The 23,014-nt window shown below is 71.6% G+C and carries 23 protein-coding genes; 10 read left to right on the forward strand and 13 right to left on the reverse strand.

Annotated elements, in window-relative coordinates; translation table 11 throughout:
• Positions 1-7 precede the first annotated feature (7 nt).
• Together ACQPZF_RS30535 and paaZ are read right to left on the reverse strand one after the other, a co-directional pair.
• The gene (locus ACQPZF_RS30535; protein WP_433262817.1) at positions 8-844 is read right to left on the reverse strand and encodes an aldo/keto reductase; all 837 of its coding nucleotides are present in this window, start codon (positions 842-844) and stop codon (positions 8-10) included.
• Positions 845-931: 87 nt separating this feature from the next.
• On the reverse strand, positions 932-2,959 hold the full coding sequence (paaZ, locus tag ACQPZF_RS30540; protein WP_433262819.1) for a phenylacetic acid degradation bifunctional protein PaaZ: 2,028 nt from the start codon (positions 2,957-2,959) through the stop codon (positions 932-934).
• A gap of 67 nt (positions 2,960-3,026) precedes the next feature.
• Between paaZ and ACQPZF_RS30545 the strand changes: the two genes are divergently transcribed.
• Together ACQPZF_RS30545 and ACQPZF_RS30550 are read left to right on the forward strand one after the other, a co-directional pair.
• Entirely contained in the window at positions 3,027-3,149 is a 123-nt protein-coding gene (locus ACQPZF_RS30545; RefSeq protein ID WP_433262821.1) for a hypothetical protein, read from the forward strand.
• A 37-nt stretch (positions 3,150-3,186) separates the two neighbouring features.
• The gene (locus ACQPZF_RS30550) at positions 3,187-4,158 is read left to right on the forward strand and encodes an LLM class flavin-dependent oxidoreductase (protein ID WP_433262823.1); all 972 of its coding nucleotides are present in this window, start codon (positions 3,187-3,189) and stop codon (positions 4,156-4,158) included.
• A gap of 164 nt (positions 4,159-4,322) precedes the next feature.
• Here the strand turns inward: ACQPZF_RS30550 and ACQPZF_RS30555 are convergent, their stop codons facing one another.
• Entirely contained in the window at positions 4,323-5,222 is a 900-nt protein-coding gene (locus ACQPZF_RS30555) for a proteasome assembly chaperone family protein (protein WP_433262824.1), read from the reverse strand.
• 12 nt (positions 5,223-5,234) lie between these two features.
• Positions 5,235-6,176, reverse strand: coding sequence for a TetR/AcrR family transcriptional regulator C-terminal domain-containing protein (locus ACQPZF_RS30560; RefSeq protein ID WP_433262826.1), 942 nt, complete (start codon positions 6,174-6,176; stop codon positions 5,235-5,237).
• 88 nt (positions 6,177-6,264) lie between these two features.
• On the opposite strand from ACQPZF_RS30560, the gene ACQPZF_RS30565 reads away from it, so the two are divergent.
• Together ACQPZF_RS30565 and ACQPZF_RS30570 are read left to right on the forward strand one after the other, a co-directional pair.
• Positions 6,265-7,476 carry an FAD-dependent monooxygenase gene (locus ACQPZF_RS30565; RefSeq protein WP_433262828.1) on the forward strand — a complete coding sequence of 404 codons (1,212 nt, stop codon included), beginning with the start codon at positions 6,265-6,267 and terminating at the stop codon, positions 7,474-7,476.
• Positions 7,477-7,583: 107 nt separating this feature from the next.
• Positions 7,584-9,434 (forward strand): ABC transporter ATP-binding protein, encoded by a 1,851-nt coding sequence (locus ACQPZF_RS30570; RefSeq protein WP_433274767.1) that lies wholly within the window; start codon positions 7,584-7,586, stop codon positions 9,432-9,434.
• Between the two features lie 99 nt (positions 9,435-9,533).
• Here the strand turns inward: ACQPZF_RS30570 and ACQPZF_RS30575 are convergent, their stop codons facing one another.
• Positions 9,534-10,025, reverse strand: coding sequence for an SRPBCC family protein (locus tag ACQPZF_RS30575; RefSeq protein ID WP_433262830.1), 492 nt, complete (start codon positions 10,023-10,025; stop codon positions 9,534-9,536).
• A gap of 228 nt (positions 10,026-10,253) precedes the next feature.
• Here ACQPZF_RS30575 and ACQPZF_RS30580 point away from each other — a divergent pair, with 228 nt between their 5' ends.
• On the forward strand, positions 10,254-11,465 hold the full coding sequence (locus ACQPZF_RS30580) for an IS110 family transposase (protein WP_433262832.1): 1,212 nt from the start codon (positions 10,254-10,256) through the stop codon (positions 11,463-11,465).
• Positions 11,466-11,470: 5 nt separating this feature from the next.
• Here the strand turns inward: ACQPZF_RS30580 and ACQPZF_RS30585 are convergent, their stop codons facing one another.
• Genes ACQPZF_RS30585 through ACQPZF_RS30595 form a run of 3 tightly spaced genes read right to left on the reverse strand, consistent with a single transcriptional unit; the run spans position 11,471 to position 14,594 of the window.
• Positions 11,471-11,818 (reverse strand): metalloregulator ArsR/SmtB family transcription factor, encoded by a 348-nt coding sequence (locus ACQPZF_RS30585; RefSeq protein ID WP_433262834.1) that lies wholly within the window; start codon positions 11,816-11,818, stop codon positions 11,471-11,473.
• 21 nt (positions 11,819-11,839) lie between these two features.
• Positions 11,840-12,928, reverse strand: a complete 1,089-nt coding sequence (locus tag ACQPZF_RS30590) for a M20 family metallopeptidase (protein ID WP_433262836.1) — start codon at positions 12,926-12,928, stop codon at positions 11,840-11,842.
• A 46-nt stretch (positions 12,929-12,974) separates the two neighbouring features.
• Entirely contained in the window at positions 12,975-14,594 is a 1,620-nt protein-coding gene (locus ACQPZF_RS30595) for an AMP-binding protein (protein ID WP_433262838.1), read from the reverse strand.
• Between the two features lie 151 nt (positions 14,595-14,745).
• Between ACQPZF_RS30595 and ACQPZF_RS30600 the strand changes: the two genes are divergently transcribed.
• Positions 14,746-15,291, forward strand: coding sequence for a hypothetical protein (locus tag ACQPZF_RS30600; protein ID WP_433262840.1), 546 nt, complete (start codon positions 14,746-14,748; stop codon positions 15,289-15,291).
• Between the two features lie 106 nt (positions 15,292-15,397).
• Here ACQPZF_RS30600 and ACQPZF_RS30605 read toward each other — a convergent pair whose 3' ends face one another.
• On the reverse strand, positions 15,398-15,904 hold the full coding sequence (locus ACQPZF_RS30605) for an HAD domain-containing protein (protein ID WP_433262842.1): 507 nt from the start codon (positions 15,902-15,904) through the stop codon (positions 15,398-15,400).
• A gap of 78 nt (positions 15,905-15,982) precedes the next feature.
• On the opposite strand from ACQPZF_RS30605, the gene ACQPZF_RS30610 reads away from it, so the two are divergent.
• From ACQPZF_RS30610 to ACQPZF_RS30620, 3 genes are read left to right on the forward strand one after another with little or no spacing between them, the layout of a single operon-like run.
• Positions 15,983-16,666 carry an SDR family oxidoreductase gene (locus tag ACQPZF_RS30610; RefSeq protein WP_433262844.1) on the forward strand — a complete coding sequence of 228 codons (684 nt, stop codon included), beginning with the start codon at positions 15,983-15,985 and terminating at the stop codon, positions 16,664-16,666.
• A 23-nt stretch (positions 16,667-16,689) separates the two neighbouring features.
• Positions 16,690-17,292, forward strand: coding sequence for a DUF4230 domain-containing protein (locus tag ACQPZF_RS30615; protein ID WP_433262846.1), 603 nt, complete (start codon positions 16,690-16,692; stop codon positions 17,290-17,292).
• Between the two features lie 12 nt (positions 17,293-17,304).
• Positions 17,305-18,210, forward strand: a complete 906-nt coding sequence (locus ACQPZF_RS30620) for an RluA family pseudouridine synthase (protein WP_433262848.1) — start codon at positions 17,305-17,307, stop codon at positions 18,208-18,210.
• Here the strand turns inward: ACQPZF_RS30620 and ACQPZF_RS30625 are convergent.
• Together ACQPZF_RS30625 and ACQPZF_RS30630 are read right to left on the reverse strand one after the other, a co-directional pair.
• On the reverse strand, positions 18,198-18,764 hold the full coding sequence (locus ACQPZF_RS30625; RefSeq protein ID WP_433262850.1) for a DUF305 domain-containing protein: 567 nt from the start codon (positions 18,762-18,764) through the stop codon (positions 18,198-18,200). The two genes, ACQPZF_RS30620 and ACQPZF_RS30625, sit on opposite strands and share 13 nt — an antisense overlap.
• A gap of 90 nt (positions 18,765-18,854) precedes the next feature.
• Positions 18,855-19,595 (reverse strand): lytic polysaccharide monooxygenase, encoded by a 741-nt coding sequence (locus ACQPZF_RS30630; protein WP_433262852.1) that lies wholly within the window; start codon positions 19,593-19,595, stop codon positions 18,855-18,857.
• A gap of 134 nt (positions 19,596-19,729) precedes the next feature.
• On the opposite strand from ACQPZF_RS30630, the gene ACQPZF_RS30635 reads away from it, so the two are divergent.
• Entirely contained in the window at positions 19,730-20,806 is a 1,077-nt protein-coding gene (locus ACQPZF_RS30635) for an NlpC/P60 family protein (protein ID WP_433262854.1), read from the forward strand.
• A 110-nt stretch (positions 20,807-20,916) separates the two neighbouring features.
• On the opposite strand, the gene ACQPZF_RS30640 is transcribed toward ACQPZF_RS30635, so the two are convergent.
• Together ACQPZF_RS30640 and grpE are read right to left on the reverse strand one after the other, a co-directional pair.
• Positions 20,917-22,005 (reverse strand): glycoside hydrolase family 19 protein, encoded by a 1,089-nt coding sequence (locus tag ACQPZF_RS30640; protein WP_433262856.1) that lies wholly within the window; start codon positions 22,003-22,005, stop codon positions 20,917-20,919.
• 157 nt (positions 22,006-22,162) lie between these two features.
• Positions 22,163-22,936, reverse strand: coding sequence for a nucleotide exchange factor GrpE (grpE, locus tag ACQPZF_RS30645; protein ID WP_433262857.1), 774 nt, complete (start codon positions 22,934-22,936; stop codon positions 22,163-22,165).
• Between the last annotated feature and the right edge of the window lie 78 nt (positions 22,937-23,014).

Below are 23,014 nucleotides of genomic sequence, written 5' to 3' on the forward strand. Positions count from 1 at the left end.
GGCGACCTCAGCCCAGCGCCGACAGCTTCTCGAACGACTCGTCGGTCAACGAGATCGACGCGGCGGCCGTGTTCTCCTCCAGGTGCGTCAACGACGACGTCCCCGGAATCGGCACCACCACCGGCGAGCGGCGCAGCAACCACGCCAGCGCGAGCTGCGCGGGCGTCGCGGAGTGCTCCTTCGCCGCCGCGTCCAGCACACCGCCGGGCCGGGCCAGCTCGCCGGTCGCGACCGGGTACCACGGGATGAACGCGATGCCGTTCTCGGTGGTGTGGTCGAGCACGGCCTCGTGCTGCCGGTTCGCCAGGTTGTACATGTTCTGCACGCTGGCGATGGGCGCGACGGCCTGCGCCGCCCGGAGCTGCTCCACGTCCACTTCGGACAGCCCGATGTGCCGGATCTTGCCCTCGTCCTGGAGCTTCTTCAGCTCGCCGACCTGGTCCTCCAGCGGCACCTCGGGATCGATGCGGTGTAGCTGGAACAGGTCGACGCGCTCCACGCCGAGCCGGCGCAGGCTGCCCTCCAGCGCGTGCCGCAGGTAGGCGGGCTTGCCGAGGGTGTGCCACTCGTCGGGCCCGGTCCGGATCAGACCCGCCTTGGTCGCGATGACCAGGTTGTCGTACGGGTGCAGCGCCTCCCGGATCAGCTCCTCGTTGACGTGCGGGCCGTACGAGTCGGCGGTGTCGATGAAGTCGATCCCCAGCTCCACGGCGCGGCGCAGCACGGCGATCGCGTTGTCCCGGTCGGCCGGGTGGCCCCAGATGCCCTGGCCGGTCAACCGCATGGCGCCGTAGCCCAGGCGGTTGACGGTCAGGTCTCCACCCAGCGTAAAGGTCTCGGACACCTCAAGTGCTCCTCTTGATCGGTGGGTAACGCCCCACCCGCGCCAACCCGACCGGGTGGGCGCGTGTTCCCGATCCGGGGAACAAACTCACCGCGTCTTGGCCACCAGCGTCAACACGTCGTACTTGGCCACCGACTCGCCCTTCTGGTTGACCAGGTCGGCGTCCCACCGCACCTCGCCGTAGTCCTGGTCCTCACGCGGCGTGATCTGCTTGGCCGTCAACGTCACCGTCAGCTCGTCACCCGGGAACGTGGGGGTCAGGAACCGCAGGTTGTCCAACCCGTAGTTCGCCAGCACGGGTCCGGGCTCGGGCGACACGAACAAGCCGGCCGCGAACGAGACGACCAGGTACCCGTGCGCGACCCGACCACCGAAGAACGGGTTCGCCGCGGCGGCCTCCTCGTCCATGTGCGCGTAGAAGGTGTCCCCGGTGAACGACGCGAAGTGCTCGATGTCCTCCAGCGTCACCACGCGCGGGCCGGCCACCACCGAGTCGCCGATCCTCAGTTCCGCCAACGACTTCCGGAACGGGTGCAGGTCGGACTCCTGCCGGTCCGCGCCGGTCACCCACCGCCCGGTGACGGCGCTCAGCACGCGGGGGCTGCCCTGGACGGCCGTGCGCTGGAGGTGGTGCAGCACACCGCGGATGCCGCCCATCTCCTCGCCGCCGCCGGCGCGTCCCGGCCCGCCGTGCACCAGCGCGGGCAGCGGCGAGCCGTGCCCGGTGGACTCCTTGGCGTCGTCCCGGTCCAGCACCAGCAGCCGGCCGTGCCAGGGCGCGACGCCGAGCACGACCTCCCGCACGAAGTCGGCGTCGTGGCTGACCACCGACCCGACCAGGCTGCCCGCTCCCCTGGCCGCCAGCTCCACGGCGTGCGCCACCCCGTCGTAGGGCAGCAGCGTGGACACCGGCCCGAACGCCTCCACCTCGTGCGGCTGGGCCCGGTCCGGGTCGGCCTTCAGCAGCACCGGGGACAGGAACGCCCCGCGCTCGGCGTCGGCGTCCACGACCTCCACCCGGTCCGGCGACCCGTAGACGACCTCACCGGCCTCCAACAGGGCCTTCAACGACCGCCGGACCTCTTCCCGCTGCTCCAGGCCGGCCAGCGCGCCCATCCGGACCGACTCGTGCGCCGGGTTGCCGATGACCACCTTCGCCAGCCGCTCCCGCGCCGCCTCGGCCACCGCGTCCAGCAGCGGACCGGGCACCAGCGCCCGCCGGATGGCCGTGCACTTCTGCCCGGCCTTCACCGTCATCTCGCTGACGAGCTGCTTCACGAACAGGTCGAACTCGGGCGTCCCGGCCACCGCGTCCGGGCCCAGGATCGAGCAGTTCAGCGAGTCGGCCTCGGCGTTGAACCGCACCGAGGACCGCACCACCGCCGGGTGCGTCCGCAGGAGCTGCGCGGTGGAGGCGGACCCGGTGAACCCGACCAGGTCCTGCGGGGTCAGGTGGTCCAGCAGGTCGCCCGCGCCACCCGAGACGAGCTGCACCGCACCCTCCGGCAGCAGCTCGGACGCCAACATCAGCTCGACCAGCTTCTCGGTGATGTAGGCGGTCTGGGAAGCCGGCTTGATCAGCGACGGCACGCCGGCGATGAACGCGGGCGCGAACTTCTCCAACGGCCCCCACATCGGGAAGTTGAACGCGTTGATCTGCACCGCGACCCCGCGCAGGGGCGTCCCGATGTGCTGCCCGACGAACGTGCCGCCCCGGCTCAGCGGCTCGACCGCGCCGTCCACGTAGACGGTGTCGTTCGGCAGCTCGCGCTTGGCCTTGCTCGCGTACCCGAACAGCACCCCGATGCCGCCGTCGACATCGATCAGCGAGTCCGTCTTGGTCGCCCCGGACCGCGCGGACAGCGCGTACAGCTCCTCCCGGTGCTCCCGCAGGTGCGACGCGAGGGCCTTGAGCAGCGCGGCCCGCTGGTGGAACGTCAGCCCGCGCAGCGCCGGCCCGCCGACCCGGCGGCCGTGGTCCAGCGCCGCGCCGAAGTCGATGCCCGCCGACGAGATCCGGGTGATCTCCTCACCGGTCACCGCGTCGTGCAGCGGCACGCCCTCTGCGGACGAGGTGTGCCAGCGACCGGACACGTAGCTGCGCAGCATGGCCATCGGGTGTCGACCTCCTTGTCGGGTGCCGGTGGGTGTCCCGGCATACCCGACAGTAAGGCCTTCCGTCGTGGCTCGGCTGAAGACCGCTTCGCGCCACACCGCCCCTGCCGTTGACTACGGGATGATCCGGTCATTCGGGACCTACGGCAAGGTGCGGCTGGGCGTGGCGGCGGACACCACCCGGCTGTGATCGGAATCCGGGCTCGCGCCGGGGTGTTGGACGAGATGTGAAGCTCTCCGTCCTGGACCGGTCGCGCACCCGCGCGGGCAGCTCCCACGCCGACGCCCTGCGCGACACCGTGGAGTTCGCCCGGCAGGCGGAAGCGTTGGGGTACCACCGTTTCTGGGTGTCGGAGCACCACGGCGTGCCCGGTGTGGCGGGGTCCGCGCCGACCGTGCTGGCGGCGGCGATCGCCGCCGCGACCAGCCGCATCCGGGTCGGGACGGGCGGCGTGATGCTGCCCAACCACCAGCCGCTGGTGGTGGCCGAGCAGTTCGGCGTGCTGGAGTCCCTGTTCCCCGGCCGGATCGACCTGGGCCTGGGTCGTTCGGTCGGCTTCACCGAGCCGGTGCGGCGGGCGCTGGGGCACGACAAGCGGGACGCGGCCGAGTTCGGCGTGCAGCTCGACGAGCTGCTGTCCTACTTCACCGGCGACGCCGCCGTCTCGGCGTATCCCGCGCGCGGCCTGCGCGTGCCCGCGTTCGTCCTGGCGACCGGGAAGGGCGCGGAGGTCGCCGCGTCCCACGGGTTGCCGCTGGTGATCGCCGCCGTCCGGGGCGAGGAGGCGATGGTGCGGGCGATCGACGGCTATCGGGCGCGGTTCACGCCGTCGGCGTGGGCCGACGAGCCGTACGTGGTGGTGTCGTCGACGGTCGCGGTGGCCGACACGACCGAGGACGCGTGGCGGCTGCTGCTGCCCGAGGCGTGGTCGATGGCGTACTCGCGGACCCGCGGCGAGTTCCCGGCGCTGATCCCGCCGGACGACGTCCTGGCCCGGGACATGACCGCGCGGGAACGCGCGCATTTCGAGGAGTCGTTGCAGGGCCACCTCTTCGGCACACCGTCCGAGGCGGCGAAGGCGCTGGCCGGGCTGGTGGGGCGGACCGGCGCGGACGAGGTGCTGCTGACGACCAGCACCTACGACCGGGCGGCGATGCTCACGTCCTACCGGCTGCTCGCGGAGCAGTACTCGAACTGACCGCGCGAAAGCCGAACCGACCGCCACGCAGCGCCCGGACCGACCGCGCACCGCACGACAGTCCGACCGACCGCGCAGTGCCCATGCCGACCGCGCGACAGCCGAACCGACCGCGCAACCGGACCGGCGTGCGGCCGGCTACCCCCTGGGCAGCCGGCCCACCCTCAGCGGTCCCGCTGGCGCTCGGCCAGGAACCGCTCGAACTCCGCGCCCAGCTCGTCCGCGCTGGGCAATTGCTCGTCCTCGCCGACCAGCAGGTTGTCCGACGCCTCGGTGAACGCGTCGTACTGCCGCTCCAGCGCCTCCACGACCTGCGCCACCTCCTCCGACTCGCCCACCTGGCGGGCGATCTCGGCGTTCGTGCGGAGCGCGGCCTCCTGCAACGCGGCGGACGACACGGTCAGGCCGGTGGCCTTGGTCAGCGACTCCAGCAGGCCCACGGCCGCCGTCGGGTACGTGCCCTGCGCCAGGTAGTGCGGCACGTACGCGGCGAAGCCCATCGCGTCGTGGCCCGCCTCGCCCAGCCGCAGCTCCAACAGCGCCGACAGGTTGCCCGGCACCTGCACCCGGCTGAACGGCGACGCCTCGGCCACCAGCTCCGGCCGGGTGGCGTGCGAGATCACCGACAGCTTCCGGGTGTGCGGAACACCCATCGGGATGCCGTGGAAGCTCACCGCGAGCCGCACGCCCCACCGCTCGACCAGCGAGCGCACCGCCGCCGCCACCGCCTCCCAGCGGCGATCCGGCTCGGGACCGGTCATCAGCAGGAACGGCGTGCCCACCGAGTCGTGCAGCAGGCGCACCACCAGCTCGGGCGCGTCGTAGTGCTCCCACCGGTCGGTGGCGTAGGTCATCGTGGGCCGGCGGGCGCGGTAGTCGATCAGGTCGTCCACGTCGAACCGGGCCACCACCCGGTGCTCGTGCACCGCCAGCAGGTGGTCGACGAGCGTGGAACCCGCCGCGCCGGCGTCCATGAAGCCGTCGAAGTGGTGCAGCAGCACCGCTCCGCTCAGGTCCGGGACGTCGGAGTCGACCTCGAACAGATCCTCCGGGTCCAGCGCCACCTCGTGCCTCCCTCAGGTAGTCCTCTGTGCGTTCAACGCGGACCGGGCGCTGATCCATTCCCCGATCCCGTCGAGCATCCGGGCCAGGCCGAACTCGAAGAGCGTGCCCAGCTCCATGTCCAGCTCGGTCTGGACCATTCGGGCGAACAGCGGGAACCGCCCGGTCGCGGCGATGCCCACCACCACGTCCGCCTGCCGTTCGAGCCATTCGTCGTCGGTGATCCCGGTGCGCTGCCGGTCCTCGGCCTCCAGCTCCAGGTTCACCGCGATGCCGCGCACGAAACCGAACAGGGTGACGGACGCGTGCAGCCTCTCCTCCAGGGTAAGGCCGTGGCCGTCCAGGGACTGGAGCGTCCACTCGGTGTGCGCGACGGCACTGGGCAGAAGCTGCGGACGGGTCATCGACATCGCGCCCGCCAGCCAGGGATGCCGGCGGAACAGCTCCCACTGGAGCCGGGCGGACGCTTCCAGCCGGGCCCGCCAGCCGTCCGGGCGTGGGTCGGGCAGCGGCTGCGCGGCCATGACGGTGTCGATCATCCGGAGGACCAGCTCGTCCTTGCCGGGGACGTGCCGGTAGAGCGACATGGCGGCCACGCCGAGCTGTGCCGCGACCCGCCGCATGGAGAGCCCGGCGAGCCCTTCCCGGTCGGCGATGTCGACGGCCGCCCGCACCAGCCGTTCACCGGTCAGCTCCGGCTCGCCGCGCGCCTCCTTCTCACCGGCGGCCGTGCTCGCCACCACCGGGCCGGCCACCACCGTGCCGACGCCCGGAACGGCCTCCACCAGGCCGTCCTTCCGCAGCGAGGCCAGCACCTTGGTGGCGGTGGCCATCGCGACACCCCAGGTGGAGGTGATCTCCCGGGTCGACGGCACCCGGTCGCCGGGCCGCAACTCCCCCCGGTCGATCCGCTGTCGGATGTCCCGCGCGATCCGTTGGTACACCGCGTCCGCCATGACCCTCCTCCGCACTAGTGCGCCAGGTTAGTGCACTAGTGCACTAAATAGCAATTGACGTGCTAGTGCACTCATGTACGTTGTACGCATGAACACCGTACTGATCTCCGGCGCGAGCATCGCCGGCCCCACTCTCGCCCATTGGCTGCGCCACCACGGCCTGACCCCGACCGTCGTGGAGCGGGCTCCCGCGCCCCGGCCCGGCGGCCAGGCCGTCGACGTGCGCGGGACGGCCCGCGAGGTGATCGCCCGGATGGGCGTGCTGGACGAGGTGCGCGCCGCGCACACCGGGGCGCGCGGGATGGCGTTCGTCAACGCTTCGGGCAAGCGCACGGCGACCATGGCGTCGGACACGATGGGCGACTCGGGCGGGGCGATCGCGGAGATCGAGATCCTGCGCGGTGACCTCGTGCGAATCCTCCACGACAAGACGAAGGACGACGTCGAGTACCTCTTCGACGACACCGTCACGTCGCTGACCGAGACGCCCGACGGCGTGGACGTGACCTTCGAGAAGTCCCCGCCGCGCCGCTTCGACGTGGTGGTGGGCGCGGACGGCCTGCACTCGAAGGTGCGGGCGCTGGCGTTCGGCCCGGAGTCGCGGTTCGTGCACGACATGGGCGCGTACACGTCGATCTTCAGCACCACGCAGCGGGAAGACCTGGACGGCTGGATGCTCATGCACACCGTGCCGGGCCGCACGGCGGGCATCTACCCGACGCCGGGCGGGGCGGCGAAGGGCATGTTCGTCTTCAAGTCCCCGGTCATCCCCCACGACCGCCACGACGACGGCTTCCAGCGCGACCTGATCGCCCGCGCGTTCGCCGGCGGCGGCTGGGACGTGCCGCGCCTACTGGCCGACCTGAGGACCGCTCCGGACTTCTACTTCGACCGCCTGTGCCAGATCCGGATGGACAAGTGGTCACGCGGCCGGATCGGGCTGCTGGGCGACGCGGCGTTCTGCGCCTCCCCGATGGCGGGCAACGGGACGAGCATGGCGCTGGTCGGGGCGTACCTGCTGGCCGGCGAACTGGCCACCGCGCCCGACCACACCACGGCGTTCCGCCGGTACGAGGAGGGCATGCGGGAGTACGTGGCCCGGTGCCAGAAGTTCGCGCTGGGCGGGATGGACGGTTTGCTGCCGAACTCGCGCTGGTTCATCAGGATGCGCGACCTCACGATGCGCGTGGTCCCGCACATCCCGGGCGCGTCGAAGCTGTTCGGCGACCTCCAGAAGATCGCCAACACCGTGACGCTGCCCGCTTGTCGGACTGCCGACCGGCCACGCCGGATGTCCTGACACCGCGAACCCGCAACGGGCCGGGTGTCCGATCCGTCCAAATGGCTTGACCTCCAGCTCGATCGAGGTCTTACGTTCCCGCCATGGACATGGAAGTCACGGCGTGGATGTCGCTGTACCACGTGACCAACGCCCACGACGACAAGCGGCCCTTCTCCAAGGCCACGCTGCGCCGGATCTGGTCGTTCGCGCGGCCCCACAAGACGAGGCTCGTGCAGTACCTCGCCCTGAGCGTGGTGGTGTCCGTGTTGGCGGTGGCCACCCCGGTCCTCGCCGGGCGGATCGTCGACGCCATCGTCCACGGGTCGGCGTTGGACGTGGTCCTGGGGCTGGCCGGGCTGATCGCGGGCATCGCCGTGCTGGAAGCGGGTCTGGGGCTGGTGACCCGCTGGCTGTCCGCGAGCATCGGCGAGGACCTCATCCTGGACCTCCGCACCACGGTGTTCGACCACGTCCAGCGGATGCCCATCGCGTTCTTCACCCGGACCCGCACGGGGGCGTTGGTCAGCCGGCTGAACAACGACGTGATCGGCGCGCAGCGTGCGTTCAGCGACACCCTGTCCAGCGTCGTCGGCAACGTCGTGACCCTCGTCCTCACGCTTGTCGTGATGATCGGCCTCTCCTGGCAGATCACGCTGCTCGCCCTCGTCCTGCTCCCCGTGTTCGTCCTGCCGGCCCGCCGCATGGGTTCGCGGCTGGCCCGGCTGGAACGCGAGGCCGCCAACCACAACGCCACCATGAGCACCCAGATGACCGAGCGGTTCTCCGCGCCGGGCGCGACGCTGGTGAAGCTGTTCGGCCGCCCACAACGCGAATCGGCCGAGTTCGCCGCCCGCGCCCGCCGCGTCCGGGACATCGGGGTGCGGTCGGCGATGGTGCAGACGGTGTTCCTCACGGCGCTCACGCTGGTGTCGGCGCTGGCCCTCGCACTGGTCTACGGGCTGGGCGGCTTCTACGCCCTGCGCGGGCAGCTCGACCCCGGCTCGGTGGTCGCGCTGGCCCTCCTCCTCACCCGCCTCTACGCCCCGCTCACCGCACTCGCCAGCGCGCGGGTCGAGGTGATGAGCGCACTGGTCAGCTTCGAGCGCGTCTTCGAGGTGCTCGACCTCAAGCCGCTGATCACCGAGAAGCCGGACGCGACCACCGTCCCCGACGGCCCCGTGTCGGTGGAGTTCGACCACGTCGGCTTCGCCTACCCGGCCGCCGACAAGGTCTCCCTCGCCTCCCTCGAAGAGGTCGCGGTGCTGGACACGAGAGGCGGGGTGCAGGTCCTGCACGACGTGTCCTTCCGCGCCGAGCCCGGTCAGGTGGTGGCGCTGGTCGGGTCGTCGGGCGCGGGCAAGTCGACGATCGCCTCGCTGCTGCCCCGGCTCTACGACGTGGACAGCGGTGCCGTCCGGCTGTCCGATGTGGACGTCCGCGAGCTGTCCTCCCAGGCCCTCCGCGACACCCTCGGCATGGTGACCCAGGACGGCCACCTGTTCCACGAGTCGATCCGGGCGAACCTCCTGCTCGCGCGACCGGAGGCGGCCGAGGACGAGCTGTGGGACGTGCTGACCAGGGCCCGGCTCGCCGACCTCGTCCGCTCGCTCCCGGACGGCCTCGACACGGTGGTCGGCGAGCGCGGCTACCGGCTGTCCGGCGGCGAGCGCCAGCGCCTCACCATCGCCCGCCTGCTGCTGGCCAAGCCGAGGGTCGTCATCCTGGACGAGGCCACGGCGCACCTGGACTCCACGTCCGAGGCGGCCGTCCAGGCGGCGCTGGCCGAAGCCCTGGCCGGCCGCACGGCCGTGGTCATCGCGCACCGGCTGTCCACGATCCGCGCGGCCGACCTGATCCTGGTGGTGGAGGACGGCCGGGTGGTGGAACGCGGCACGCACACCGACCTGCTCGCCGCCGGCGGCCGGTACGAGGAGCTGTACCGCACGCAGTTCGCCGAGGAGGCGTCAGTCTCCTGACCCGAGGGTCGTCGCGGCGGTCAGCCTCGCCGCGTCCTCGCCGGAAGTGGAGGACGTGAGGTCGTCGAGCGCGGGGAGACGAGTGCGGTCGGGCACTTTTCACGCCAGCCCGTCGAAGTAGGGCTTCATCGACGGGTAGTACGAGTCGAAGTCCGGGAGCGGCGCGCCGCTTCGGGACGCCACCAGCATGTCCAGGTAGAACTCCCAGCCGGGCCCGATCTCGCCGACGCCCTCGGCGGAATCCAGGTGGTGCACCAGTTTCAGCTCGGTCACGCCGTCCACTTCGGACAGCAGCAGTTCCAGCCGCCACGTCCCGTGGTCGTCGATGGTCGACACGGCCAGCCGCATCGGCGGCTCGCACGCCTCGATGCGCGCCTCCATCCACGGCTCCTGCTCCTCGTACGCCATCTGGATCTTGATGGTCCGGCCGGGCGCGGCGTCGCCCTCCCACGGGCCGAACCAGCGGGCGGTGCGGTCGGGCTCGGTGACGCTGGCCCACACGTCCTCCGCGTGCGCGCGGAAGGTGCGGGTCAGCACGAGATCGTGGCCGGTGCCGACCGGAAACAGCCGGCCGGTGGGTGGACTGGTCATGCGGTGTTCTCCCTAAGATCGAAGTTGTTCGGGGTTGGTGCCCCGGATGCCCGGGACGATGGGGTGTGGCTGATGCGGTGTTTGCCGTGAGGTGGCTCCAGAGGAATGGCCGCCCCGTCGTTCTGGACGCCCTGGCCACTGATTCAGATCTGATGCGGATCGTCGCTGTTTAGGGACCTGTCGGCGGGGCTGTCCACGGGGTTGAGGTTCGGCAACAGGAGAACGGAAGTGACGGTTCGACCGGTGGTCTGGGTCGGTGTCGACGTCGGCAAGGCCCGCCACCACGCGTGCGCGATGGACGCGAACGGCAAGGTCGTGTTCTCGCAGGGACTCGCCAACGACCAGGCCGCGATCGGGCAGCTCGTCGCCCGCGCCGTGAAGTCGGCGGCCGAGGTGCGGTGGGCGATCGACCTGACCAGCAGCGCCGGCACGCTGCTGATGGCGGTCCTGGTCGCCGGCGGGCAGCAGGTGGTCTACGTGCCCGGCCGGGTCGTCAACCGCATGACCGGCGTGTTCCGGGGCGAGTCCAAATCCGACGCCAAGGACGCCCGGGTGATCGCCGAGACCGCCCGGATGCGCACCGACCTGACGCCGGTGACCGCCACCGACGACCTGGTCGTCGAGCTCACCCGACTCACCGCGCACCGCGAGGACCTGACCGCCGACTGGGTGCGCGGGATCAACCGGCTGCGCGACCTGCTCACCGGCATCTTCCCCGCGCTGGAGCGGGCTTTCGACTACTCCACCCGCAGCGCCCTGGTGCTGCCGACCGGGTTCCAGACCCCCGACGCGATCCGCGCCGCCGGTGAAGCCGGTGTCGCGGCGTTCCTGCGCGAGCACGGCGCCTGGCCCAAGGGCATCCCCGGCATGGCCGCAGACGCGCACGCCGCCGCCCTGGCCCAGACCGTCCGCCTGCCCGGCGAGGCCACCACCGCGGCCCTGATCGCCCGCCAGGCGGCCCACCTGCTGGACCTGGACCGGCAGATCAAGGACACCGACAAGCTGATCACCAGCCGGTTCCGGAACCACCCCCAGGCGGAGATCATCGAGTCCCTGCCCGGCCTCGGCCCGATCCTGGGCGCGGAGTTCGTCGTCGCCACCGGCGGCCACCTGACCGGATTCCACAGCTCCGGCCACCTGGCCTCCTACGCCGGACTCGTCCCCGTCGCCAAGGACTCCGGACGGGTCACCGGAAATCTGCACCGGCCCAAGCGCTACAACCGCAGACTGCGCCGGGTGTTCTACATGGCCGCCCTGTCCAGCCTCAAACTCCAGGGCCCGTCGCGAACCTTCTACGACCGCAAGCGCCGCGAACGACTCATCCACACCCAGGCCCTGCTCGCACTCGCCCGCCGCCTGGTCGACGTCCTCTGGGCACTGCTGCGCGACGGACGGACCTTCACACCCGTCTCGCCACAGGCGGCCACCGCCGCAGCTTGACACGGTCATTCAGATTCCTCTCGCCGGTCCGCGCGGCGGTCGCGGCGCGTCCGGTAGACCTCGGTTTCCAGCGCGTCGAGGCGGTGCTCCCAGCTTGCCGGCCGGGCGAACTGCGCCAGCCAGCGCGCGAGCCCGTCCAGCGGCCCGGGGTCGAGCGCGTAGAACCGCTGTCTGCCAACGAGTTCGTCGCGCACCAGACCGCTTTCCCGGAGCACCCGCAGGTGCCTGCTCACGGCGGGCCGGCTGATGTCGAACCGGGCTGCGATCTCCCCGGCGGACAGCCGGTCCGCGTGCAGCATCACCAGGATCTCCCGCCGCACGGGATCGGCGATCGCGCCCGCCACCTCGTCCACGCCAGAAGCGTAACCGATGGGTTACGCGTTAGGCAATGACCGGAGATAGGCGCTGAGCGCCCGGTAGTACGGCTCCACGGTGTCCAGGTCGGCGTACTCGTCCGGCCCGTGCTGCCCGTCCCCGCCGATGCCGAAGATCACCGCGTCGACCCCTTGCCGGTAGTAGAACCGGGCGTCGGCCGCGCCGTGCTTGCGCAGGAGGTCGCCGGAGAACCCCTGCGCACGGGCCGCCGCCCGCAACGCCACCACGTCCACGCTCGCCGGATCGGCCCGGTGCGGCGGCTCGACGTGGCTCACCGTCACCGGCAGCGAGCACACCGACGACAGGTGGGCGGCGATCTCGGCGGTGCCCCGCCCGTCGAACGCGGGGTCCTCCGGCGGGAACCGGATGTCCAGCCACGCCGACGCGTCCGCCGGGATCTGGTTCAACGCCGTGTTCGACGTCTCGATCCGGGCCACGTTGACCGTCGTGCGCCACACCTCCGACCTCGCCTCCGGGTACGCCACCAGCAGCGCGTCCACCGCCCGCAGGAGCTTGACCAGCGCGTTCTCCCCGAGCCACGGGTACGCGCCGTGCGCGGCCCGCCCCACCGCGTCGATCCGCGCGGCGACCAGCCCCTTCGACTCTGTGACCAGCCGCAACGCGCTGTGCTCGCCGATGACGACGAACCGGCCCGTCACGCCCTGTTCGAGCTGGTGCAGGGTTCCGTCCCGCCCGCCGACCTCCTCGTCGGTGACGAGCTGCAACGCCATCGGGAACGGCGTCCGCACGTCCCGGAACACCGACGCCAGCACCAGCGCCGACAGCTTCATGTCCTGCGCCCCGCGCGCGTACAGCCGGGAGCCCTCGCGCCGGGGCGTGAACTGCTCCGGCGCACCCGGCACGACGTCCAGGTGGGCGTTGAAGACCACCCGGAACGGCTGCCGCGCGGAGCCCCGGTACACCAGCGCGCTCGGCTTGCCCCGTGACTCGAACCGCTCCACGGTGCAGCCCGGCCCCACCACGTCGAGCACGAACTCCAGTGCCCGCGCCAGCTCCGCGGGCCGGTCGGCCGTCGACGGGATGCGCAGCAGGCCGTCCGCCCTCGCCAGGAACTCGTCCGGATCCACAATGCACATCGTGCCGCAGAACCCGCTGGAGGGCCGTCCACGGGCCCTAGGCGTGCTCCGCGTCGGCGTCGGGCAGACCGAGTATCCGCACGGCCTGCCGGCGCATCTCCACCTTGCGGATCTTGCCGGTCACCGTCATCGGGAACTCCTCGACCACGTGCACGTAACGCGGGATCTTCTGGTGCGCCAGCCTGCCCGCGCAGAAGTCGCGCACCGCGTCGGCGGTCAGCGGCGCGGCCCCGGGCCGCATCCGCACCCACGCCATCAGCTCCTCGCCGTACTTCGCGTCCGGCACGCCGATCACCTGCGCGTCGAGGACGTCCGGGTGGGTGTGGAGGAACTCCTCGATCTCGCGCGGATACAGGTTCTCGCCGCCGCGGATCACCATGTCCTTGATCCGGCCGGTGATGTTGAGGTAGCCGTCGTCGTCCATCACGGCCAGGTCGCCGGTGTGCATCCAGCGGGCCGCGTCGATCGCCTCGGCCGTCCGGTCCGGCTGCTCCCAGTAGCCCAGCATCACCGAGTAGCCGCGCGTGCACAGCTCGCCGGGCGTGCCCCGCGGCACGGTGCGGCCGTTCTCCGGGTCCACCACCTTGACCTCCAGGTGCGGACCGACCCGGCCGACGGTCGACACCCGCCGCTCCAGCGAGTCGTCGCGGCGGGTCTGCGTCGACACCGGGGACGTCTCCGTCATGCCGTAGCAGATCGAGACCTCCCGCATCCCCATCCGCTCCACGACCTGCTTCATCACCTCCACCGGGCACGGCGAGCCCGCCATGATCCCGGTGCGCAGCGACGACAGGTCGAAGGAGTCGAAGCCGGGGTCGGCGAGTTCGGCGATGAACATCGTGGGCACGCCGTACAGCGAGGTGCACCGCTCGTCCGCCACCGCCTTCAGCGTCGCGGCCGGGTCGAACGAGGGCGCGGGGATCACCACGCAGGCACCGTGCGAGGTGGCCGCCAGGTTGCCCATGACCATTCCGAAGCAGTGATAAAACGGCACCGGGACGCAGATCCGGTCCTCCGCGGTGTACCCGCACAGCTCGCCGACGAAGAAGCCGTTGTTGAGGATGTTGTGGTGCGACAAGGTCGCACCTTTGGGGAACCCGGTCGTGCCCGACGTGTACTGGATGTTGATCGGGTCGTCGGCGGACAGCTCCGGCCACTGCGGGATGTCGTCCGAGTGCAGGTCCGTCCACTCCGGACGGTCGAGCAGCACGACCTGGCGCAGACCCGCGCACCGGGGCCGCACCTCGGCGATCATCCCGGCGTAGTCGGAGGTCTTGAACGACGCCGCGGCGACCAGCGTGCGCACCCCGGACTGGTTGAGCACGTACTCCAGCTCGTGCACCCGGTACGCGGGGTTGATGTTGACCAGGATCGCGCCGATCCGCGCCGTCGCGTACTGCACGACGACCCACTCGGCCCGGTTCGGCGCCCAGATCCCCACCCGGTCGCCGACACGGACCCCGGACGCCCACAGCCCGGCCGCGACCGAGGCCACCTCGGCGGCCAGCTCCCGGTAGGTCCACCGCCGCCCGGTCGCGCATTCGACCAGCGCCTCACGGTCGCCGTGCGCGGCCACCGCCCGGTCGAAGTTCGCCGCCACGGTGTCACCCAGCAGCGGCACCTCCGAGGTGCCCGAGGAGTAGCTCAGGTCCGCCATCACGGCAACGTACCGCAGCCCCCCAGCCCCGCGACCGCTCCGAATGGACGTCGTCCCCCAGCGCCTCCCCGCCGACTCGACGCGCGGCCACGTGGAGGCCGGCGTCGGGTCAGCGCTGCCGGGCACGCGGCCGGTACGGCACAGTGGAGGCATGGACCTCACGCCACGCGCGTTCTTCGACCTGGCCCGCTCGACCGTCGACACGGCCGTCTCGGTGCCCGGCCGCGTGCTCGGCCTGCTGGAGGCGGCGGAGCAGGTGGTGCGTCGCGCCGACGAGCTGGTCGCCCGCACCGGCCGCATGCTGGACGACACCGAGGCGCTGGTGGCACGGGCCCAGGTCGTCACGGCCGCCGCCGAGGCCGTCACCACGGACGCCGGCCGGACCGCCCGCACGTCCCGCGAGCTGATGGACAGCTACGCGCCGCTCGCGCAGCGCGCGCACCCGTTGGCGCAGCGGTTCGTGGACGAGCTGTCGCCGCACGAGGTGGACGCGGCGATCGAGCTGGTGGACCAGCTACCGGTGCTGACCAAGCACCTGCTGGAGGACGTCCTGCCCATCCTGTCCACCCTGGACCGGGTCGGGCCGGACATCCACCAGCTATTGGAGGTCACCAACGACGTGCGGCAGGCGATCCTGGGGATTCCGGGGTTCGCGTTCCTGCGCAAGCGCGGTGAGGAGAAGCAGGAAGACGACTAGGATTTCTCCGACCAGGGAGGGCGGGGATGGTGGCTCAGGACGCTGCGGTGCCGACGGAGTTCCCGCAGGCGATCGGCCGTGTTGCGGCCGGCGTGGCACACCACCCCTACGTGCCCAACGCCTCCGCGACGGCCGCGAAGTGCTCCTCGGTGAGCCCGGTGGCGGGATCGACCGGGATCAACGCGGTGACATCCCGCCGCCGCTGGAGGAAGGCCTCCCGCGCCGACGGGAACAGCCCGAAGTCGTCGTCCACCCACGCCAACGGCCGCCCGGCGGCGAACCGCCCGACCGCCGCGTACTTCCAGCCGGGTCGTCCCTCGTAGGCCCGGAGACCGACGACCGGCAACACGGGCAGTCCCAGCGCGGGGCCGATGGTCGCGTTGGCGCGGTCCTCCCACGTCGTCGCCCACGCCAGGTCGGCCCCGACCCGCTCGGCCAGGTCCAGCAGCGCGGGCCCGTGCGCCGGGTTCAGCCACGCGTGCTGCGTCTTCCGGCTCCACCGCGACAGCCGCCACCGGAACTCGACGTACCCGTCCGGCGGCGCCTTCGCGGCCCACGGGTTGAGCGGGCCGTCGACGTCCAGCAGCACCAAGGGCTTCGGGTCACCCCGCACGTAGTACCCCCCGTCCCTCCCCAGACCCAACCACAACGGCGGACAATGATCACCGGGACACGTGGAGGAGGGCGCCGGATGAACGAACCGGTCGCGGTCGTGACGGGCGGGAATCGCGGAATCGGGCTGGAGGTGTGCCGGCAGCTCCGCGAACTCGGGTACGACGTCGTGCTCACCGCGCGCGACGCCGGCAAGGCCGAGCGGGCCGCCGCGCGGATCGGGGTCGGCCACCACCGGCTCGACGTCACGGACGACGAATCCGCGGCGGCGCTCGCCGGGCACCTGGCGGAGCGGTACGGGCGGCTGGACGTGCTGGTCAACAACGCGGCCATCCACTACGACTCGTGGCAGCGGGCGTCCGGCGCCGATCTCGCGGTCGTCCGGGAGGCCATGGAGACCAACCTCTACGGGCCGTGGCGGACGGTGTTGGCGTTGCTCCCGCTGATGCGCCGAGGGCGGCACGGGCGGATCGTCAACGTGTCCAGTGAAGCCGGGTCGCTGGCCGCCATGGACGGCGGCACCCCGGCCTACGGCACGTCCAAGGCGGCGCTCAACGCGTTGACGCGGATGCTCGCGAGCGAGTTGCGGGATGATCGGATCCTGGTCAACGCGATCTGTCCCGGTTGGGTCGCGACGGACATGGGCGGTGCGGGCGGCCGGCCGGTGGAGCACGGCGCGGCGAGCGTGGTGTGGGGTGTGACGCTGCCGGACGACGGCCCCACCGGCGGGTTCTTCCGCGACGGGCAGCGGGTTCGCTGGTAGCCGAACCGGGGTACCCCGGCGGCATGAAGTGGCGCATCGGGGTCGTGGTGGCGGCGTTGGCCGCCGTGGTCGTGCTGGTGGCGGCGTTCGTGGTGGTCCCGAGGTTCGGCACGGACACGGTGGACCGGAGTCAGCCGGCGGTCCTCCAGTCGCTGCGGGACCTGAGCCAGTTCCACGCGGCGGCCGGCGAGTACCAGGTGGTGCTCGACATCGAGCACGACGTCCGGTACGTGCCCGCCGTCCTCGCGGGGCAGCGGACGCTGTTCGTCGCGGCCGGCTCGGTCAACGCCTACGTCGATTTCAAGGACTTCGCCGAGGGCGCGCTGCAAGTGTCGCCGGACGGCGAGTCGGTGCGGGTGGCGTTGCCGAAACCCGTGCTGGACAAGCCGAACCTGCACCAGGAGCGGTGCTACGTGTTCGCCCAGGAGCGCGGGCTGGTGGACCGGCTCGCCGCGATCGTGGAGACCCAGGACCAGCAGCCGTTCTACGTCGCCGCCGAGCAGAAGATCGCCGACGCGGCACGGGACTCCGGGCTGACCGCGCGGGCCGAGGAGAGCACCCGCAAGATGCTGACCGGGATGCTCGGCGGGCTGGGCTACCAGGTGCGGTTCGACGGGGCCGACTAGGCTCACCGCCCGATGAGACGCAAGCTCCGGCCGCCGCTGCCCCAGCGCCACGGCCTCGACCCCGCCCGGCTGCGGCTGCCCGAGGACGGGCCGTGGCCCACCGTCCGCGACCACCTGGTGGCGCGGCTGCCGAGGGTCGCCCCGGAGCGGATCGACCTGATGCTCGCCGAGGGCCGGGTCTACGACCTCGACGGGCCCATCGCGCCGGACGCGCCGTTCGCCCCCGGCACGTCGGTGTGGTTCCACCGGGACCTGCCGGACGAGACGCCGGTCCCGTTCGACATCGGCATCGTGCACCGCGACGACGCCATCGTGGTCGTGGACAAACCCCACTTCCTGGCCACGATCCCGCGCGGCAGGCACATCGTGCAGACCGCGCTGGTCCGGCTGCGCCGGGAACTGGGGCTGCCGGACCTCGTCCCCGCGCACCGGCTGGACCGGGTCACCGCCGGGCTGGTGATGTTCGTGGCCGACCCGAAGCTGCGCGGCCGGTACCAGACGATGTTCCGGGACCGCCTGGTGCGCAAGGAGTACGAGGCGATCGCGCGCTACGACCCGGCGCTGGAGCTGCCGCGCACGGTGCTCAGCCGGATCGTGAAGGTCAAGGGCGTCATCACCGCGCAGGAGGTCGAGGGTCCGCCCAACGCCGAGACGCTGGTCGAGCTGGTCGAGCACCGGGACGGCTGGGGCCGCTACCGGCTGACGCCCGCGACGGGCCGCACGCACCAGCTACGGCTGCACATGGCCGCGCTGGGCGTGCCGATCCGCCACGACGACTTCTACCCCGTGCTGCACGAGAAGCCGCTGGACGACTTCACGAACCCGTTGCAGCTACTGGCGAAAGTCCTGGCCTTCACCGACCCGGTGACCGGGGAGCACCGCCGGTTCGAGAGCCGGCTGCGCCTCTACTCCAGGTAGCCCAGCATCTGCGCGATCTGGCCGGTGCGGGACTGGAAGATCCGTTCCGCCAAGGCCTTCGCCTGGGGGTTGACGCCGCCTTCCCGTTCCATCTTGGCCATCTCCACCGCGTTGTGCTGGTGGGCGATGAGCAGGTTCAGGAACGCCTTCTCGAACTCGCCCGAGCCGGTGGCGGCCAGCGCCGCGATCGCCTCGGGGCTGGTGGAGTGGTCGCCGCCGTGGCCCGCGTGGAGCTGCGGGTTGTCACCGGCGGTCTCCGGCTGCTTCCAGTCGGCCAGCCACTTGAGCATCGAGTCCACTTCGGATAGCTGGGTGACCTCGATGGCGGAGGCCATGTTCTTCACGTCCGACCGCACGGGGCGGTCCTTGGCCAGTTTCACGATCTCCAGCGCGGTCCGGTGGTGGGACACCGACATCTGGAGGAACATCACGTCGACCGGGTTGAACTCGTTGGTCTCCACGACGGCGGACACGGGTCCGGTGGGCGGGGGCACATCGCCTCCGCCGCCCAGGCCGCAGCCGGAGAGCACCAGCAGGCCGGCCAGCACTGCCATGAGGCGTCGCAAGGTCGTCCTCCAAGGGGGCGGGGAAGGGCCCGCCCGCGCGGTGGCAGGGTCGCGCGGACGGGCCTTCGCAGACCGTTCTTACAGCCGCTGCCAGAGGGAAGCGGTGTTCGGCGGTTCCCAGCCGGCCAGGGACGTGTGCGACTGGAGGCAGCGGTAGGACGCGCCGCCGTAGGTCACCTGCGTGCCGGCCGAGTACGCGGTGCCGGCCGCCCACGTGCCGCCCACGGGCGGGGTGGTGGTGGTCGTCGTCGGCTGCGTGGTGGTCGACGGCGTGGTGGTGGTCGTCGTGCCGGGGCCACCGGAGCCGACCTGCAGGTCGACGCACGCGTAGAACGCCATCGGCGTGTCGGCGATGTTCCAGACGGCCAGCACCTTCACCCGGCCCGTGCGCCCGCCCAGGCTCACGTTGTGGGTGACGGAGGAGCCCGGCTGGCGACCGCCGTCGTTGAACTCGGCGATCTTGCTGCCACCGACGAAGTACTGCCACGTGGTGGTGGCGTGGCGGGCGGTGATGGTCCAGTTGAACGGGACGTTGTTGCCCACCGACGTGGCGGGCCACGCCTTGCTCTCGTCGCTGAGCGGGGACCAGCGGCTGTCGCCGGCGTGGCAGTTCTGCTGGCCCTTCCGGCCTTCCACGCTCTGCGGCTCGTAGATGACCGGGCCGCAGTTGGAGACGCGGCCCTGTGCGCACATCGCCTGCCGGCTGGGCGGCGAGGAGATGTAGCCGTGCGCACTCGCCGATCCCGCCGACACCACGACGATGAACGGGGCGATGCCCACGCCGGCGAGAACCGCCGCGAGCTTGCGTTTCAGGCTCATTGTCCAGCTCCTTCGGAGGAAACCCCGAGAGGTTTCCCTGGGCAGGGTCCAAATCCGCGGCGGCCGGATCCACGCCGGGTGTGACTGCCCGCAGGGGGACGGGCACACTCGGCGATGTGGTCTAGACCATAATCGTGAACGTCATCCGGGTCAAGGATCTGAACCGGCTGGTCGAGTCACCCGTAACCCCCGGTGTGACCCCACATCCCGGTAGGCGCCTGGCCGCGCTGGCCGCGGTCGCCGTCACGGCGTTCACACTGCCCGGCACGGCATCCGCCCAGCCCACGGCCTCGGACGCGCTCCAGCGGTACGAGGACCTGTCCCGCGAGGCGGAGCGCCTGCACGAGGAGCACCTGCGCGCCCAGGACGACCTCACGGCCAAGCGGGGCGAACTGGACCGCGCCGACGCCGACCTGACCGAAGCGGCCCGGCTCGGCGACCGGGCGAGGGCGGACCAGGACCTGTTCCGCGGCCAGGTGGACGTGCTCACCGAGGCCTCCTTCGAGGGTGCCAGTTTCACGCAGCTCTCGGCACTGCTCGTGTCGGATTCCCAGCAGGACTTCCTGAACCGGTTGAGCGCGCTGGACGTGCTGGCGGCCGACAGCGGCGAGGCCCTGGACCGCCTTTCGGCGGCGGTGGACGCGACCGAACGGGCTACTTCCGGCGCGCGGGACGCGCAGTCACGAGCCTCGCGGGCGACCGACGAGGCGCAGCGGCTCGTCGACGACATCGCCGACCGCAAGACCGCGATGGACCGGCAGGTCTCGGACGCCCGTGCGCAGTACCGGTCGCTGTCGGCGGCCGACAAGGCGGTGCTGGCGGCCCCCGGCGACACCTCGGCGGTGGACGTGCCCGCGGGAGCGGCCGGGGCGGCGCTGGAGTTCGCCTTGGCGCAGCGGGGGAAGCCGTACGTGTTCGGCTCCAACGGCCCGAACTCGTGGGACTGCTCCAGCCTCACCCAGGCCGCCTACCGGGCGGCGGGCGTGCCCATCCCCCGGACCACCTACACCCAGGCCGCGGTCGGCCGGTCGGTGACGCGGGCGCAGGTCCAGCCCGGCGACCTGATCATCTACTACTCGGGCCAGTCGCACGTGGCGATGGCGGTGGACGGGGTGCGCGCGGTGCACGCGTCGACGGAGGGGGTGCCGGTGAAGATCGCCGACATCGACTCGATCGGCCCGATCAGCGTCATCCGCCGCGTGGTCGGCTGACACCCGCCCGAAGCGAAACCTCCCGCACGATCGGCCGACACGCACCCGGAAACGGGGCCTGCCGGGTGCGGCAGACCCCGCTTTCCCTGCGTCTCGGCAGGAAGGTTCTCTCAGCAGGACAGGTTGTTGCCCGCCGGCACTCCCAGGATGCCCACAAACCGCTGGTACGCGTTCACCCTGCTCTGGACCTGCGCCGGGTTGCGGCCGTCGCACTCCAGGGCCCCGTTGATGCTGCGGATCGTCTGGCCGAAGCCGTGCCCGTCGACCATCGCGTTGTGCGGGGTCATGGTGCCCGGCCCGTTCTGCGTGTTCCAGTACCAGAGGCCGGTCCGCCACGCCACGGAGGCGTCCTGCTGCACCAGCCACGGGTTGGTCAGCAGCGGCAGGCCCAGCGCGTCGCCGGCCGCCTTGTAGTTGAAGTTCCAGCTAAGCTGGATCGGTCCGCGACCGTAGTACGCCGCCTGTCCGGCCGGGCAGCCGTAGGGCTGGCTCGCGTCGCAGTAGTGCGGGTAGTTGGCCTGGTTCTGCTCCACGATGTGCACCAGGCCGCCGGTCTCGTGGTTGACGTTGGCGAGGAACGCCGCCGCTTCCTGCTTCTTGACGGTGTCGCTGCCGGTGTTCGCGAAACCGGGGTACGCGCTGAGCGCGGCGGTCAGGCCGCGGTAGGTGTAGAAGGGGTTCCGGTTCGGGTACATCTGGTTGAACTGGGCTTCGCTGACCACGAAACCGCCGGGGTGGGGCGGGTTGGAGGTCGTGGTGGTGGTCGGCGGGGTCGTGCCGCCGCAGCCGGTGTACGGATCCCAGTACCAGGTGGACACCGTCGGGTCGTAGCCCGGGTTGTCGTGCTCGGCGATGTAGGACTTGCCGTCGGTGTACCGGACGATGCTGCCCGCGGCGTAGAACTGGCCCTGCACCCATGCCGGGTGGTTGCAGGACGTGGGGGGCGGAGTGGTGCTGCCGCCGCAGACGCCCTGGTCGGCCCAGACCTGCGCGGTGCCCGGAGTCTCGTTCTGGGTCCACCACTTCGCCGACCAGTTGCGGCCGTTGTAGGAGGCCGTCTGGCCGCCGGTGTAGGTGGCGGACGAACTCCACGCGGTCGCACAGGCGGCGGCGGAGGCCGTGGTCGTGGCCACCGCGACGGTCAGTGCCGCCCCGACCACGATCGTGGCGATGGCCGCCACTACGCGGAATCTCGACACGTGATCTCTTCTTCCGTTCGAGCGCCCTCGGACGTGACGGGGGCCACTCAACCGGATTGGTCTACACCAGTCAAGGGTGAAGTCCGGGTGTCCGACCAGGTCAGGTCGGTCCTGTGAAGCCACACCACCGGGCAAACACCGGGCGGGAGGAAGTCGATCAGTCGCGCACGTACATCACGACGGACGGGTGCACGACGACGCGATCCCCGTCGGCGTAGCCGGGGCGCACGGTGCGGGCGACGGTGTCGACCAGGTCCTCGTCAGCGGTCGGCTCGGTGCCCACCACGTGGTGGGCGTCGGGGTCGACCGGGCTCCCATCGGGCACCAGGAGCCGGATTCCGGCCGCTGCCAACAGGTTCTCCGCCTGCTTCGCCAGACCTCCCGGCAGTTTCGGCATCAGGTCGGACAAGCCGCGCACCAACACGTCCTGGGACGGAGCAGGCACCGGCCGCCGGCGGGGGACCTCCGTCGCCGCCGCCCCGAGCAACAACGCCCCCACCAGCAGCCCCAGCGCCGCGCCGACGGGCGGCGGCACGGTCGCGGGCACCGCTATCGACGTCCACCAGCCGTCCGGCGTCGCGTGGGAGCCGACCACGCCGCCGGTGGACACGAGCAGTGCGACGGCGGCTTGGTCGACCTCGCCGACCAGCACCGCCACCTGCGCCGTGCCCGTCCGGGACGACGGCTCGTTGGCCCGAGCCGGGCGCACCACCACCGCGCGACCGCCGGCCGGGAGCACCCGCGCGACCGCCTCGTCGATCGCGGCCGGGTCGGACACCTGCCGAGCGGTCTCCAAGGCGTGGGCCGCGACCGCTCTCGTGTCCACGGACGGGGCGCCCGGGGAGAGGACCGCGCCCAGGGCCGAGAACGTCCCCAGCGCCCCCACGACGACGAGGGCACTGGCGACGGTGATCCTTCGCGTTCGCGGCACACTTCAGACAGTCGTCCGGATTCGGGGACGGCTGAGCAGGCCGTCCGGGTGAATCAGCGCCGCGCGGTCGGCCCGCCA

Origin of the sequence: Actinosynnema sp. CS-041913, assembly GCF_050942485.1 — a bacterium.
GTDB lineage: Bacteria > Actinomycetota > Actinomycetes > Mycobacteriales > Pseudonocardiaceae > Actinosynnema.

Excerpts from the sequence above, each read along its gene's own strand:
- ACQPZF_RS30610 (WP_433262844.1), top strand. The coding sequence starts at position 15,983 with ATGAACGAACCGGTCGCGGTCGTGACGGGCGGGAATCGCGGAATCGGG.
- ACQPZF_RS30575 (WP_433262830.1), bottom strand. The coding sequence starts at position 10,025 with ATGACCAGTCCACCCACCGGCCGGCTGTTTCCGGTCGGCACCGGCCAC.
- ACQPZF_RS30630 (WP_433262852.1), bottom strand. The coding sequence starts at position 19,595 with ATGAGCCTGAAACGCAAGCTCGCGGCGGTTCTCGCCGGCGTGGGCATC.
- ACQPZF_RS30615 (WP_433262846.1), top strand. The coding sequence starts at position 16,690 with ATGAAGTGGCGCATCGGGGTCGTGGTGGCGGCGTTGGCCGCCGTGGTC.
- ACQPZF_RS30595 (WP_433262838.1), bottom strand. The coding sequence starts at position 14,594 with ATGGCGGACCTGAGCTACTCCTCGGGCACCTCGGAGGTGCCGCTGCTG.
- ACQPZF_RS30625 (WP_433262850.1), bottom strand. The coding sequence starts at position 18,764 with ATGGCAGTGCTGGCCGGCCTGCTGGTGCTCTCCGGCTGCGGCCTGGGC.
- ACQPZF_RS30620 (WP_433262848.1), top strand. The coding sequence starts at position 17,305 with ATGAGACGCAAGCTCCGGCCGCCGCTGCCCCAGCGCCACGGCCTCGAC.
- ACQPZF_RS30565 (WP_433262828.1), top strand. The coding sequence starts at position 6,265 with ATGAACACCGTACTGATCTCCGGCGCGAGCATCGCCGGCCCCACTCTC.
- ACQPZF_RS30560 (WP_433262826.1), bottom strand. The coding sequence starts at position 6,176 with ATGGCGGACGCGGTGTACCAACGGATCGCGCGGGACATCCGACAGCGG.
- ACQPZF_RS30570 (WP_433274767.1), top strand. The coding sequence starts at position 7,584 with ATGTCGCTGTACCACGTGACCAACGCCCACGACGACAAGCGGCCCTTC.
- ACQPZF_RS30600 (WP_433262840.1), top strand. The coding sequence starts at position 14,746 with ATGGACCTCACGCCACGCGCGTTCTTCGACCTGGCCCGCTCGACCGTC.
- paaZ (WP_433262819.1), bottom strand. The coding sequence starts at position 2,959 with ATGGCCATGCTGCGCAGCTACGTGTCCGGTCGCTGGCACACCTCGTCC.